This window comes from Pseudomonas sp. DR48, assembly GCF_019823085.1.
Taxonomy (GTDB): Bacteria; Pseudomonadota; Gammaproteobacteria; order Pseudomonadales; family Pseudomonadaceae; genus Aquipseudomonas.
In genome coordinates, this window is the sequence record NZ_CP081946.1 from 1,983,046 (window position 1) to 1,997,354 (window position 14,309).

Sequence of the window (14,309 nt, forward strand, 5' to 3'; positions counted from 1 at the left end):
CTCCGATTGGTTGCCTGGAAGCTTTCTATGCGTTGTCTGTTGTTCGCCTTTCTTTTGCTGGGTTCATTGCCGTCGTTTGCCCTGGATCGTTTTCAGGTCGAAGGCTATACGCTGCCCAACGGTCTGCAATTGCTGCTCAAGCCCGGCACCGAGCGCGGGCATGTGGCGATTCGTCTGGTGGTCGGCGTTGGCCTGGATGATTTCAGCTGCGCCGACAAGGAGCTGCCGCATTTGCTCGAGCATTTGCTGTTCAGCGGCATCGATGCCACCGGCGAAGGTGGTCTGGAAGAGCGCATGCAGGCATTGGGCGGTGAGTGGAACGCGTTCACCAGCAACGCCGACACCACGTTCACCATCGAGGCCCCGGCGCAAAACCAGCGCAAGGTCCTCGACCTGCTGCTGGCGCTCCTGACTCAGACCCGAATCGATGACAACGCGATCAACGCGGCCAAACTAGTGGTCGAGCGCGAAGACGGCGGCCATTACTCGCACTTGCAACGCTGGCTGGATCGTCAGGACCTGGGCCACACGGCAAGTAATCAACTGGCGGTGGAGCTGGGCCTCAAATGCCCGGAGCGGGCTCAAGTCGATCACCTGACCCGTGAACAGTTGGAGAAAGTGCGCAAGGCCTGGTATGCACCCAACAATATGACGCTGATCGTCGTCGGCGAACTCGACCGCCTGCTGCCAGCCTATCTGGAGCGAACCTATGGCGAACTTGCGGCTGTCGACCCGAGCGATCATTTGGCCCTGCCGCAAATCCAGGCCAGCGCTGCCCACGAGCGAACGCTGAACACTGGATTCGTCGGAGGTGGCGCCAAGCTCCACTGGCTGGTTCCGGAGCCGGTGCTGGAGGACCTGCATGACGAAACCTTCGATTTGCTCAAGGAGTATCTGGACTGGGCGCTCTATCGCAAATTGCGCCTTGCCCACAGCTTGTCCTATGGCCCCTCGGCTGAGCGCGAACTGTTTGGCGGGGTGGGCTTCATGAGCCTGAACGCAGACCTGGAACGCGACGACGTGCCTGAAGCCAAACAAGTGCTGGAAGACTTGAAGGCCGGAATGCTCAGGGACGGCCTCAACGCGAACACGTTCAACCGGCTCAAACAGGCCGCAATCGCCCGCCAGGCCTGGGCCGTTCAAGGAAACAGCGCACTGGCCGATTACTATTGGAGTGCGCTTGGAGACTACGAGGACGGACGCTTCGCTGATCCGGCCAAGGAGCTGCAAGGCGTGACGCTCGAAGAAGCGAACAAGGCGATGCGTGAGTTGCTGATGCAGCCGGGCTACTTGCGAATCGAGAAGCCACTGCTGAGCTATGACCAGTTGATGTGGGCGATTGCCGGCGTGTTTGGCCTTATCGTGTTGATGGTGCTGGGCTGGCGCATGCACCGAAGGGGTCCGCCAACCGTATAACCGCTGCCTTTGGCGGTGCTACAGGGGGGGCGGGTCTGGATTGCGAACCTCGCCACACCGCCCCACGGGCGGTAGTCTGTCGAGGATTTTTCCCACGACTATTGTGAATCGCCGAATGCCTACTTTGACCCTATACGTACAGCGCATCCTGGAATTGATGAAGCGCTATCCAGGCGTCATTGCGCTCGGCGGTTTTATCTCCGGGGTCGGCAGTTTCATTCTGGTTGATCGGCAACAGAGCCTGGCGACGTGGATCACCATCATCATGGTGCTCAGCTGGATCTGGCTGATGCTGGAAAACAGCCTGACCAAGCTCTTCACCAGAATTTTCAAACGCGAAATTCCCCAGCCTTTGCTGCGTTATGCGACGCAGATGATTCACCAGGAAAGTCTGTTCTTCGTCCTGCCATTCTTTTTCATCACCACCACCTGGAACAGCGGCCAGTTGTTTTTTACCGGGATGCTGGGGATTGCGGCGCTGATTTCCATCATCGACCCGCTCTACTACAAATGGCTGGCGCCCCGACGCTGGGCGTTCCTGGCGCTGCACACCCTGACGCTGTTTGCTGCGCTACTCACTGCCCTGCCCGTCATCATGCACCTGACCACCTCCCAGAGTTTCAAACTGGCGCTGGGTATCTCCGTCGTGCTGTCGTTCCCGAGCCTGGCGTCGATTTTCCCGATACGGACAGTGCGCAACGCGTTGGCGATTCTGAGCATTACCGTAGGTATCGGCGGCGTTGGCTGGGTGCTGCGTTCGTGGGTGCCGCCGGCGACGCTGTGGATGACCGACGTGGCGATCAGCACGCAGATGCAAGACCGCACGCCAGGCAAGAGCCTTGAAGAGGTCAGCGCCGAACAGATCCGCGGAGATGGCCTGTACGCCTACACCGCGATCAACGCTCCGCGCGGTCTGGATGAACGGATTTATCACGTGTGGATGTTCAACGGCAAAGAGGTTGACCGCATCCCGCTGGACATCCATGGCGGGCGCAAGGAAGGCTATCGGGCCTGGACCCACAAGCAGAACTTCCCCGGCAACCCGGCGGGTAAATGGCAGGTTCGGGTGCTGACCGAAGACGGCCAGTTGATCGGGGTGCTGCGCTTCAAGATCGCGGACAGCACACCGATAAAAGAAAACTAATCCGGTTCGTGCTATTACGTAGACCTGCGTATCAGCCGAACAAGCACGGAGCTTATGACCAGTAGCACAGTGGCCGGCAATGCCCGACTAGACGCCTCTCACTCCCCTGCTCAATTGCGGGTTACGGGTGACTGGACGCTCGCCCATTACGCCGATCTCAAGCAACTGAGCGAAAAGCTCCGTGGCCAGTACGACGACAGCACGCACATCGACCTCAATGGCCTCGGCGCCCTCGACACTGCCGGGGCATCGCTGCTGGTGGAATTACTCGGCTCCGAGCGTCTGGGCCGGTCCGCCGAGCATCCCGATTGCACGCTTTCCTCTGCCGACCGTGCCTTGTTGCAGACGGTTTATTGCTCGCTTACCGATTTCTGCGTGCCTCTCAAGGAGCCGGAAATCAGCGTTGGCATTCAACTGCTGACGCGCATTGGTCGCGCCGTCGATGCGGTCTGGCAGGACACCCTGCAACTGCTGGGTTTCGTCGGCCTGATTCTTGAAACCATCGCGCGCAATCTGTTTCGCCCCGCGCGCTGGCGTATCACGCCGATGGTTGCGCACATCGAACAGACCGGCCTCGACGCCGCGCCCATCGTTGCGCTGCTGACCTTTCTGGTGGGCGCCGTGGTCGCGTTTCTCGGGGCGACGGTGTTGGCCAGTTTCGGCGCGAGCATTTTCACCGTGGACCTCGTGGCGTTCTCCTTCCTGCGCGAATTTGGTGTATTGCTGACTGCGATCCTGATGGCCGGGCGCACTGCCAGTGCGTTCACTGCGCAGATCGGCTCGATGAAAGCCAATGAAGAAATCGACGCCATCCGTACGCTCGGTCTCGACCCGGTGGAATTGCTGGTGGTGCCGCGCGTATTGGCCTTGCTGTTTGCGCTACCGATGCTGACTTTTCTGGCGATGCTCTCAGGCATTGTCGGCGGCGGTGTGGTGTGCGCCGTGTCGCTGGATATCTCGCCGGCGATGTTCCTTTCGCTGCTGCAGTCGGACATTGGCGTTCAGCACTTTCTGGTGGGGATCGTCAAAGCGCCGATCTTCGCCTTCCTGATTGCCTCGATTGGTTGTCTTGAAGGCTTCAAAGTCAGCGGCAGTGCCGAATCTGTCGGTGCGCACACCACGTCGAGCGTGGTGCAGTCGATTTTCGTGGTGATCGTGCTCGACGCCGTGGCCGCATTGTTTTTCATGGAGATGGGCTGGTGAGTCGACAACCGCGCGCGCCTTCCGAGGCGGTGATCGAAGTCCGTGGCCTGTGCAATCGCTTTGGCAGCCAGAGCGTGCACGAAAACCTTGATCTCGATTTGTACAAGGGCGAAATCCTCGCCGTGGTCGGCGGTTCCGGCAGCGGAAAATCGGTGTTGCTGCGCAGCATCGTCGGCTTGCGTCAGCCCAGTGAGGGGGTGGTGAAAGTCTTCGGCAAGAACCTGCCAACCCTGTCCGAACACGAGCGCTCGCTGGTCGAACGGCGTTTCGGCGTATTGTTCCAGAAAGGCGCCCTGTTCTCTTCGCTGACCGTGACCGAAAACGTCGCACTGCCCTTGATCGAACACGCGGGTCTGAGCCGTGAAGACGCCGAGCACCTGGCGGCGGTCAAGCTCGCATTGGCCGGTCTGCCGCTGTCGGCGGCCGACAAGTACCCTGCTTCGCTGTCCGGCGGCATGATCAAGCGCGCGGCACTGGCCCGGGCGCTGGCGCTGGACCCGGACATCCTGTTTCTCGACGAACCTACCGCCGGCCTCGACCCGATCGGCGCTGCGGCGTTCGATCAATTGATCCTGACCCTGCGTGATGCCCTGGGATTGAGTGTGTTTCTGGTCACCCACGACCTCGACACGCTCTACACCATCACCGACCGGGTGGCGGTGCTGGCGCAGAAGAAAGTGCTGGTGGCGGACGCCATCGACAAGGTGTCGGAAACCGACGACGCGTGGATTCACGAATACTTCCATGGCCCTCGCGGCCGCGCGGCGCTGACGGCCGCTCAACAGTTGAAAGAGGTCTGACATGGAAACCCGAGCCCATCATGTATTGATCGGCCTGTTCACCGTGCTGGTGGTGGCAGGCGCCCTGCTCTTCGGTCTGTGGCTGGCCAAGTCCAGCGTCGACACCGAGTTCAAGGATTATGAGATCGTCTTCAACGAGGCGGTCAGCGGTCTGTCCAAAGGTAGCGCGGTGCAGTACAGCGGGATCAAGGTTGGCGACGTGGTGACGTTGCGCCTTGACCCGAAAGACCCGCGTCGGGTGCTGGCGCGGATTCGCCTGGGGGGCGATACGCCGATCAAGGAAGACACCCAGGCCAAGTTGGCGCTGACCGGGATCACGGGGACGTCGATCATCCAGCTCAGCGGAGGTACGCCGCAAAGCCCGACGCTGAGGGGCAAGGACGGTCACTTGCCAACGATTGTGGCGTCGCCCTCGCCCATCGCGCGCTTGATGAACGACAGCAATGATTTGATGGCCGGCGTGAGCACGTTGATGCATAACGCCAATCAGATGTTTTCTCCGGACAACGTCGATCGCGTCAGCAAGACGCTTGAGCATCTGGAGCAAACCACCGGCACCATCGCCGATCAACGCGGTGATATTCGTCAGGCGATGCAGCAACTGGCGTCGGTCGGCAAGCAAGCCGGGGCCATGCTCGAACAGACGTCAGCGCTGATGCGCAACGCCAATGGCCTGCTCAATGATCAGGGCAAGCAGGTGTTCGGCAGCGCCGAGCAGGCGATGAAATCGCTGGAGCAAAGCAGCGCGACTATCAACACCCTCCTCACGACCAATCAGGATTCGCTCAACAGCGGGATGCAGGGCCTCAATGGCCTGGCGCCAGCGGTGCGTGAACTGCGCGACACCCTGACGGCATTGCGGGCCATCTCCCAACGCCTGCAAGCCAACCCCAGCGGTTATCTGCTGGGTGATGACAAGAACAAGGAATTCACGCCATGAAGTTTGTTCACCTCGCCCTCCTCGCCAGCTTCACCTGGGTCAGTTCCTGTTCGATCCTGCCCAAGTCAGAGCCGTCCGATGTCTATCGCTTGCCCGCGTCCCAGGGCAGCGTCGCGGCCAGCCACGGCGCGCCGCAACGCTGGTCGCTGCGCCTGACCAAGCCCCAGGCCAGCCAGGCCTTGAACAGCCCGAACATCGCGGTCATCCCTCAGGGTGACCTGCTCAGCAGCTACAAGGCGTCACGCTGGAGCGATCCGGCGCCGGTGTTGCTGCGCAATCGCCTGCTCGATGGTTTCCAGCGTGACGGGCGGGTGCCGTTGTTGAGCACCGATGACAGCAATTTCCAGGCTGATCTGGAGTTGGGCGGCAATCTGCAGGCCTTTCAGACGGAGTATCAAGGCACGTCGGCCAGTGTGGTCGTGCGTCTGGATGCGTTGCTGGTGCGCGGGTATGACCAGCGAATCCTCGCCAGCCGTCGCTTCGAAGTGCGCCAGCCGTTGAGCGATGTGCAGGTGCCGGCGGTGGTGGCCGGGTTTGGCCAGGCCAGTGATCAGTTGACGGCGCAGGTGGTGAGTTGGGCGGTTGAGCAAGGCCAGAAAGTCGCGCCGCCGCCAAAGCCCTGAATCCACCACAGAACCCCATGTGGGAGCGGGCTTGCCCGCGATAGCGGACTATCAGTCGACATCATCGTCGCCTGATACGACGCCATCGCGGGCAAGCCCGCTCCCACAGGGAATTTCGGTTAACCGAAGAACCAGTAGCAAACGCCGATCGCACCCAGTACGCCAGCAAGCTCCGCCAGCAACGCACACCCGACCGCGTGCCGCGCGCGCTGAATCCCCACCGCGCCAAAGTACACCGCCAGTACATAGAACGTCGTTTCCGTACTGCCCTGCACCGTCGCCGCGACTAACGCAGGGAAGCTGTCTACACCCGATGTCTTCATGGTTTCGATCAGCATTGCCCGGGCGGCGCTACCGGAGAACGGTTTGACCATCGCCGTTGGCAGTGCGTCGACGAAGCGCGTGTCCCAGCCGGCCCATGCCACCAGGTGACGGATACCGTCCAGACCAAAGTCCAGTGCCCCGGAGGCTCGCAGCACACCGACCGCGCACAGCATCGCCACCAGGTACGGCAATAGGTTCTTGGCCACGTCGAAGCCTTCTTTGGCCCCTTCGACGAACGCTTCGTACACCTTCACCTTGCGCAGCGCGCCGATCACCAGGAACAGCATGATCAAGCCAAACAGCGTCAGGTTGCCGAGGATGGATGACAAACCCGCCAGAGCGCTCGCCGAGAGGGTCGCCAGCAGCGCCATAAAGGCACCGAGGGCCAGGGCACCGGGAATCAGATAGGCGAGCACCACCGGGTCCCAGATGCGCAGACGTTGCATGAACGCTACCGACAAAAAGCCCACGATGGTCGAGCAACTGGTGGCCAACAGGATGGGCAGAAACACCAGCGTCGGATCGGGCGCGCCTTGCTGGGCGCGGTACATGAAGATCGTCACTGGCAGCAGGGTCAGCGAGGACGCGTTGAGCACCAAAAACAGGATCTGTGCGTTGCTGGCAATCGTGTCGCTGGGATTGAGCTCTTGCAGCGCTTTCATGGCTTTGAGGCCAATCGGCGTGGCGGCGTTGTCCAGGCCCAGGCCGTTGGCGGCAAAGTTCAGCGTGATCAGGCCGATGGCCGGGTGACCGGGTGGGACTTCCGGCATCAGACGCAGGAACAACGGGCCGAGCGCTTTGGCCAGCCATTCGACGATGCCGGCCTTTTCGGCAATTCGCAGAAAGCCCAGCCAGAGCGTCAGTGTGCCGAACAGCAGGACCATGACTTCGACCGATAACTTGGCCATGGCGAAGATGCTTTCCACCATCGCCGCGAAGATCCCGGCGTTCCCGCCAATCAGCCATTGCGCCAGCGCCGAAATGGCAGCCACGATGAAGAAGCCAAGCCACAGGCCATTAAGCATCAGTCAAATCCCCCGGAAGATGCGGCGAATGATAGCGGGGTGTGCAGAAACGACAAACCCCGGATTTCTCCGGGGTTTGTTTGTACGGCTTGGACTGGACCTTTGTAGGAGTGAGCCTGCTCGCGATGAGGGCGGCACATCCAACATCTCTGTTGTTTGATACACCGCTATCGCGAGCAGGCTCACTCCTACAAGGTTTTGTGTCAGTTGCTGGACACTTCGCCGGCAGGCAGCTTTTCCTTGCTGCGCCAGTGCGGCAGGGAGTTCCAGTAGCGCTGACCCTTGGCATCGTCATACATGCCTTCCCAACGGGAAATGACCAGTACGGCCAAGGCGTTGCCGATCACGTTCAGTGCGGTACGGGCCATGTCCATGATGCGGTCGACACCGGCGATGAACGCCAGGCCTTCGAGCGGAATACCGACGCTGCCCAAGGTGGCCAGCAACACCACGAAGGATACGCCCGGTACACCGGCGATGCCTTTGGAGGTGACCATCAGGGTCAGCACCAGCAGCAGTTGCTGGCTGATAGACAGATCGATGCCGTAGAGCTGAGCAATGAAGATGGCCGCGATGCTCTGGTACAGGGTCGAACCGTCGAGGTTGAACGAGTAACCGGTTGGCACCACGAAGCTGCAAATGGCTTTCGGTGCGCCGTAGGCTTCCATTTTCTCGATCACGCGCGGCAGCACGGTTTCGGAACTGGCGGTGGAGTAAGCCAGCACCAGCTCATCCTTGAAGATGCGCATCAGCTTGAGCACCGAGAAGCCGAATACCTTGGCGATCAGGCCCAGCACCACGAAGGCGAAGAAGGCGATGGCGACGTAGACCAGGATCACCAGTTTGGCCAGCGGCAGCAGGGAGGCGAAACCGAAGTTGGCCACGGTCACCGCGATCAGTGCGAAAACGCCGATCGGGGCGTAGTTCATGATCATGTGGGTGACTTTGAACATGCTTTCCGAGACGCCCTGGAACATCTTCACCAGCGGTTCACGCAGGTCCGATTGCAGGCTCGACAAACCGAGGCCGAACAATACGGAGAAGAAGATGATCGGCAGCATCTCGCCGCGAGACATGGCCGCGAAGATGTTCGACGGGATCAGATTGAGGATGGTTTCGACGAACGCGTGTTCGTGCTGAACCTCGGCAGCGGTCGCCTGGTACTTGGAAATATCCACCGTACCCAGGGTGCTCATGTCGATGCCGGTGCCCGGATGGAACACGTTGGCCAGCACCAGACCGACCACGATGGCGATGGTGGTGACGATTTCGAAGTAAACGATGGTCTTCAGACCGATACGTCCAAGCTTCTTCGCGTCACCAACGCCTGCGATGCCGACGATCAGCGAGGAAATGACGATCGGGATAACGATCATCTTGATCAGACGGATAAAGATATCGCCTGCCGGTTGCAGGACGTTGCTGACCCACCAGGCTTTTTCGGCACTGAAATGGTTGAGCAGCGCACCGATTGCAATCCCCAATACCAGACCGATGAGGATCTGCCAGGCGAGGCTAAGCTTTGCCTTCTTCATATCTTTACCCTTACTTGCGTTTGACTCAGGCAGATGCAGGAACTGGAACGCTTGTGGCGAAAAAGTCGTATGCCTCTGCCCCCGTATAAGGTGCCCCGGAGCGAGTTGTATGGCTCTCTGGCAGGCGAAAAAAGGCGCAACTATTCCGATGCAAGGCTGCGACGTCTAATGCCGTAAACGCCTACCCTATGCCGAATCGGCATGAGCTTTTTCAATTCAAACTCGCGTCCCAACCGGTTCGAATACGACATTTCGGCAGGCATAAGTGCCGTGAACCGGCCATTACAGGGGAGGTTGGTCATTTCTTGAGCGGGGATGTGTAGGGCAAAACTTAGGAAAAAGCCTACGTTTCAAAGCGAAAACACTTCGTACGCAAAGCAGATCTTTCTCGATATACGGTCACGAAAGAAACACCGCGCAACGGTTTTGCGAAGAGTCGCCATATCTTAAGGACAGGGGATGAGCAGAACGCTCTAGGACGATGCTTTTCATGCAAAAAGCTCTACGCAAGCTCGTCAAATCACACGGGATTGGCGAACTTGCGTCGCAGCTATTCCTGACCCGGCCCTCGCGCAGGCACTCCATGTGCCCGTAGGTCACTCCGACCCTGAAACAGTCAGAACGTCCCGACCCCTTGGTCATGCGACTACCTTCCTCGGGTAGCGCATAGGGAAGAAGCGGTGCCGCCTCTTCCGTGTTTCGAACTCAGTACCAGTTTGGATCTTTCTTGAGCTGTTCCATCAACAAATCCTGCATACCTTGATCGGGTTTACCGAGGAAGCGGTAATCGGCATGTCGCGTTGGCGACTTGTCGGCCGGCAGTCCTGCAGGCACTTCGATCAACATGGCGTAGGCGTCCTTTTTGTCGAAACTGAATGCCACGATCAAGCGTTTGGTCCGGCACGTCGACTTTGTTTCGCACAGCGGGCCGACCAGATACTTGTCGCCATCTTCTTCAAGAGCATTCATTTGCTCGGCATCGCCAGACAGGTTCATCACCCATTCCGGCAGTCGTTCTTCCTTTTTAACGACTTTTGTCCAGGTTTCACGGTACTGCGGGTCTGCGCTCAGCAACTCGTTGACCCGCGACTGCCCATCATTGGCAGCGATTGCCATGGCACTACCGCCCAGAAGCAGGGCGGCTGCCAATGTCTTAAACGTGACGCTCATCTTCAACCTCGACCGCGACGGCCAAAGAAGAACGAAGCAATAAACATCACCAGGAACACGACAAAGAGAATCTTGGCGATACCCGTGGCGGTGCCCGCGATACCACCGAAGCCCAGTACCGCAGCAATGATGGCAATGATCAAGAATGTGATTGCCCAGCTCAACATGGTGATTCTCCTTACGCTTCTATATTAGAGGTAGTGCGTGTGGTGCTTTTCCCGGCGCATCGATCGCGCCAAGTTCGTTTGCCTAGAACACCCAATGTTCCTGACGTGGCATCTGATCCGCAGGCTGAGCCTGGTCGACGTCCATCATTCGCATCGGGGCGAGGTCAGCCTGGTTGCTGCTGACGGCTCTGAAATGAGTCTGGGTTGCAGGGTGAATCGATACGTGCGGCGCCTCTGGCTGCTGGCTCTGTTCCCAAAGAAGGAACTGTTGGCCCGCAATCAGCGTGATCAGCAGGGCCAGAAGGGCAAACAGGCCTTGCTGGATATGCAATGGCGATATAGGCAACTGGCCGGCACGTTGACGATTCATCCTGAAGCTCCTCCCACTCTGGTGGGGTGATCTGCTAATGGGCGTCGATAATTTATGCCCTGCTTACCCTATACATTGCAGCCTGCATGCCAGCTTTTTCATAGAATTAAATCGTTTAAAATCAAGTAGTTAGGTTGTTGGTGAAATACGCGCAGGACGCATCCTGCACGATGTCCTGCGCAAGGTCGTGCGTATTGCACGATCGCATCGAGGGAACTTTGAGAATTTTTGAATTGCGAGGAGGGCGCAGATGTCAGAAAGGGACGTGGGTAATCGCCTTAAAAGCGATATTTAAGTAAAAAACCAGATAAATCAGACCATTAGCTAACAGATCGGTAGAGAACTACCCTGCCAGGGCTGGAATGGATCAGAATAAACCATGCAACTTGCCCGATTTTTCCGGGACTAACCAAGATCATTCACTAAATGGAGCGCAGGAACATGGAATCAGCCACTGAGCATCAAGGCCGCATTCTGCTGGTGGATGACGAATCTGCCATTCTGCGAACCTTCCGTTATTGCCTCGAAGATGAAGGCTATAGCGTCGCTACCGCAAACAGCGCAGCACAGGCCGACGCCTTGTTGCAGCGCCAGGTTTTCGATCTGTGCTTTCTCGATCTGCGCCTGGGCGAAGACAATGGCCTGGATGTTTTGGCCCAGATGCGCATCCAGGCACCCTGGATGCGCGTGGTGATCGTCACAGCTCACTCCGCCGTAGACACCGCAGTCGATGCCATTCAGGCCGGTGCAGCCGACTATCTCGTCAAACCTTGCAGCCCCGACCAATTGCGCCTGGCCACGGCCAAGCAGTTGGAAGTGCGCCAACTCTCCGCGCGCCTTGAGGCCCTTGAAGGCGAAGTGCGTAAATCCAAGGACGGCCTGGACTCACATAGCCCGGCCATGAAAGTTGTGCTCGAGACCGCACGCCAGGTGGCCGGCACCGACGCCAACATCCTGATCCTTGGCGAGTCCGGGACTGGTAAAGGTGAGCTGTCGCAAGCCATTCACGGTTGGAGCAAACGTCAGAAGAAGTCCTGCGTCACTATCAACTGCCCGTCGCTGACGGCGGAATTGATGGAAAGCGAACTCTTTGGCCACAGCCGTGGCGCGTTTACGGGTGCCAGTGAAAGCACCTTGGGACGAGTCAATCAAGCGGATGGCGGCACGTTGTTCCTCGACGAGATCGGCGATTTTCCTCTGACGTTGCAACCCAAATTGCTCCGTTTCATCCAGGACAAAGAATACGAGCGTGTGGGCGACCCAGTGACGCGCCGCGCCGACGTGCGAATTCTTGCGGCGACCAACCTGAACCTCGAAGACATGGTGCGCGACGGTCGTTTTCGTGAAGACCTGCTCTATCGCCTGAACGTCATTACCCTGCACTTGCCGCCACTGCGCGAGCGCAGGGAAGACATCCTGAACCTGGCTGACCGTTTTCTTGCGCGCTTCGTCAAGGAGTACGCCCGACCGGCGAGAGGCTTCAGCGATGAAGCCCGTGAGGCGCTGCTGGGTTACCGCTGGCCCGGCAACATTCGCGAGCTGCGTAACGTGGTGGAGCGGGCGAGCATCATTTGTCCACAGGAGCGGGTCGAGATCAGTCATTTGGGCATGGCCGAGACGCCGATCAACAACGCACCGCGCATCGGTGCTGCGTTGAGTCTGGACGAACTGGAGAAAGCCCACATCGGTGCCGTGCTGGCCACGGCCGACACGCTGGACCAGGCGGCCAAAACCCTTGGCATCGACGCTTCGACCCTGTATCGCAAGCGCAAGCAGTACAACCTGTGAGCGCTGTCCGATGAAACTGGCGATGAAGCTGCGTACTCGGCTGTTCCTGAGTATTTCGGCGCTGATCACGGTGGCATTGCTCGGGCTCTTGCTCGGGCTGGTGAGCGTGATGCAGATGGCCGCGACCCAGGAAGCACTGGTTCGCGAGAACTTTGTCACGCTGGATCTGGGGCTGAAATTGCGCCAGACCTTGGGCGATCAACTCATGGTCATGGTCAATGAGACGCCCAACCCGGAAGCGTTTGAGGCGACCCGCCAGCATTACCTCCAGTTGTTGGACGAAGGCATCGCCCATGAGCAAGCCGGCAACGGCGACTTGTACGGATTCAAGCAGGCGAAGGCTGATTACCTCGAATTTCTTGAGGCCTACAGCCAGGCGCGTGAACCGACGCAGGTATTGAGTGGCAAAGAAGCGCTGACGGAAAAATTCAACGCACTGCGCAATGGCCTGATCACCGAGCACAAGCGTGCGCTGGATAGCATCAATGACACCGAACGCAAGGCTCGTGAGCGGGCGCTGTTGATCGCCGGCTTGCTGGGATTGGTGGGATTGGCGGTCCTGATCATCGGGTTCGTTACCGCCCATGCAATCGCCAGGCGTTTTGGCGCTCCGATCGAAGCCTTGGTGCAAGCTGCGGACAATATCGGCCAGGGCAATTTCGAAGTGACCTTGCCGGTGTCCTCCGCCGTGGAAATGAACCAGCTGACCAAGCGTTTCGGCATCATGGCCGAGGCGTTGCGCGAGCACCAGGCGATGAATATCGATGAGCTGCTTGCCGGTCAGCAACGATTGCAGGCCGTACTCGACAGTATCGACGACGGGTTGCTGATGATCGATCGCGATGGTCATCTCGAGCACCTCAACCCAGTGGCGCAGCGCCAGTTGGGCTGGGACACCGATCGTCTTGGCCAAGGGCTGGGGACGGCGCTTGAACGCCCCGAACTGGATGAACAACTGCAACTGGTGCTGCGCGGCGGGACCCTCGAGCGGGCACCGGAAGACCTGAGCGTTGAGGTAGACGGCGAATCGAGGTTGCTGACCTATAGCTTGACGCCGGTCAGCCATACACAGGGCCACATTCTTGGCGCTGTGATGGTGTTGCATGATGTCACCGAACAGCGTGCATTCGAACGGGTGCGCAGTGAGTTTGTCCTGCGGGCCTCCCATGAGCTGCGCACCCCGGTGACTGGCATGCACATGGCTTTCGGCCTGTTCCGCGAACGGGCGAAGTTTCCTGAGGATTCGCGCGAAGCTGATTTGCTGGACACCGTGAATGAAGAAATGCAGCGCTTGATGCAGCTGATCAACGACTTGTTGAATTTCTCGCGCTACCAGAACGGATTGCAGAAACTGACGCTGGCACCTTGTGCCATCGAAGATCTGCTTGAGCAGGCCCGGGGACGTTTTTCCGGGGTTGCGACGCTCAAGGGCATTGAATTGCTGGTGGAAGTGCAGGGGCCGCTGCCCAGGTTGCAGGTCGACCAGGGGCAACTGGACCGGGTACTCGATAACCTCATCGATAACGCTTTGCGCCACACCGCTCAGGGTGGGTTGATACGGTTGCAGGCCCGACGTCATGGGGAACGGGTGATTATCAGCGTAGAAGACAACGGTGAAGGCATTGCTTACGGCCAGCAAGGGCGGATCTTCGAGCCCTTTGTTCAGGTCGGGCGCAAGAAGGGTGGTGCGGGGCTTGGCTTAGCGCTGTGCAAGGAAATCGTGCAGCTGCACGGCGGCCGGATGGGTGTCTATTCGCGGCCGGGGCAGGGGACGCAGTTCTACATGGCACTGGCGGTATAAGCC

The 14,309-nt window shown here is 59.1% G+C and carries 13 protein-coding genes; 8 read left to right on the forward strand and 5 right to left on the reverse strand.

The window, feature by feature from the left end:
- The first annotated feature begins 27 nt into the window (after positions 1-27).
- The 6 genes from K5K95_RS09115 to K5K95_RS09140 all read left to right on the forward strand — a co-directional run bounded on the left by K5K95_RS09115 (position 28) and on the right by K5K95_RS09140 (position 6,126).
- Positions 28-1,416, forward strand: coding sequence for a M16 family metallopeptidase (locus K5K95_RS09115; RefSeq protein WP_222589175.1), 1,389 nt, complete (start codon positions 28-30; stop codon positions 1,414-1,416).
- Positions 1,417-1,531: 115 nt separating this feature from the next.
- Positions 1,532-2,560: a DUF5924 family protein gene (locus K5K95_RS09120; RefSeq protein WP_222589176.1), complete on the forward strand. Its 1,029-nt coding sequence runs from the start codon at positions 1,532-1,534 to the stop codon at positions 2,558-2,560.
- A gap of 54 nt (positions 2,561-2,614) precedes the next feature.
- The gene (locus K5K95_RS09125; protein ID WP_222589177.1) at positions 2,615-3,763 is read left to right on the forward strand and encodes an ABC transporter permease; all 1,149 of its coding nucleotides are present in this window, start codon (positions 2,615-2,617) and stop codon (positions 3,761-3,763) included.
- Complete coding sequence (locus K5K95_RS09130) at positions 3,760-4,563, forward strand: ABC transporter ATP-binding protein (protein WP_222589178.1); 804 nt, start codon at positions 3,760-3,762, stop codon at positions 4,561-4,563. Before K5K95_RS09125 ends, K5K95_RS09130 begins: the two co-directional genes overlap by 4 nt.
- 1 nt (position 4,564) lies before the next feature.
- Positions 4,565-5,503: an MlaD family protein gene (locus K5K95_RS09135; protein ID WP_222589179.1), complete on the forward strand. Its 939-nt coding sequence runs from the start codon at positions 4,565-4,567 to the stop codon at positions 5,501-5,503.
- Positions 5,500-6,126, forward strand: coding sequence for an ABC-type transport auxiliary lipoprotein family protein (locus K5K95_RS09140; protein ID WP_222589180.1), 627 nt, complete (start codon positions 5,500-5,502; stop codon positions 6,124-6,126). Before K5K95_RS09135 ends, K5K95_RS09140 begins: the two co-directional genes overlap by 4 nt.
- 119 nt (positions 6,127-6,245) lie before the next feature.
- Here K5K95_RS09140 and K5K95_RS09145 read toward each other — a convergent pair whose 3' ends face one another.
- From K5K95_RS09145 to K5K95_RS09165, 5 genes are all read right to left on the reverse strand, one after another.
- Positions 6,246-7,475 (reverse strand): nucleoside recognition domain-containing protein, encoded by a 1,230-nt coding sequence (locus tag K5K95_RS09145; RefSeq protein ID WP_090177461.1) that lies wholly within the window; start codon positions 7,473-7,475, stop codon positions 6,246-6,248.
- A 203-nt stretch (positions 7,476-7,678) separates the two neighbouring features.
- Positions 7,679-9,010, reverse strand: coding sequence for a glutamate/aspartate:proton symporter GltP (gltP, locus tag K5K95_RS09150; RefSeq protein ID WP_222589181.1), 1,332 nt, complete (start codon positions 9,008-9,010; stop codon positions 7,679-7,681).
- 705 nt (positions 9,011-9,715) lie between these two features.
- Positions 9,716-10,180 (reverse strand): inhibitor of vertebrate lysozyme family protein, encoded by a 465-nt coding sequence (locus K5K95_RS09155; RefSeq protein WP_222589182.1) that lies wholly within the window; start codon positions 10,178-10,180, stop codon positions 9,716-9,718.
- Positions 10,181-10,182: 2 nt separating this feature from the next.
- Entirely contained in the window at positions 10,183-10,347 is a 165-nt protein-coding gene (locus K5K95_RS09160; RefSeq protein WP_003177151.1) for a DUF1328 domain-containing protein, read from the reverse strand.
- Between the two features lie 82 nt (positions 10,348-10,429).
- Positions 10,430-10,717: a hypothetical protein gene (locus tag K5K95_RS09165; RefSeq protein WP_222589183.1), complete on the reverse strand. Its 288-nt coding sequence runs from the start codon at positions 10,715-10,717 to the stop codon at positions 10,430-10,432.
- 441 nt (positions 10,718-11,158) lie between these two features.
- Between K5K95_RS09165 and algB the strand changes: the two genes are divergently transcribed.
- Positions 11,159-12,505 (forward strand): sigma-54-dependent response regulator transcription factor AlgB, encoded by a 1,347-nt coding sequence (gene algB / locus K5K95_RS09170; RefSeq protein ID WP_222589184.1) that lies wholly within the window; start codon positions 11,159-11,161, stop codon positions 12,503-12,505.
- Between the two features lie 10 nt (positions 12,506-12,515).
- The gene (locus K5K95_RS09175) at positions 12,516-14,306 is read left to right on the forward strand and encodes a KinB sensor domain-containing domain (protein ID WP_222589185.1); all 1,791 of its coding nucleotides are present in this window, start codon (positions 12,516-12,518) and stop codon (positions 14,304-14,306) included.
- Positions 14,307-14,309: the final 3 nt, after the last annotated feature.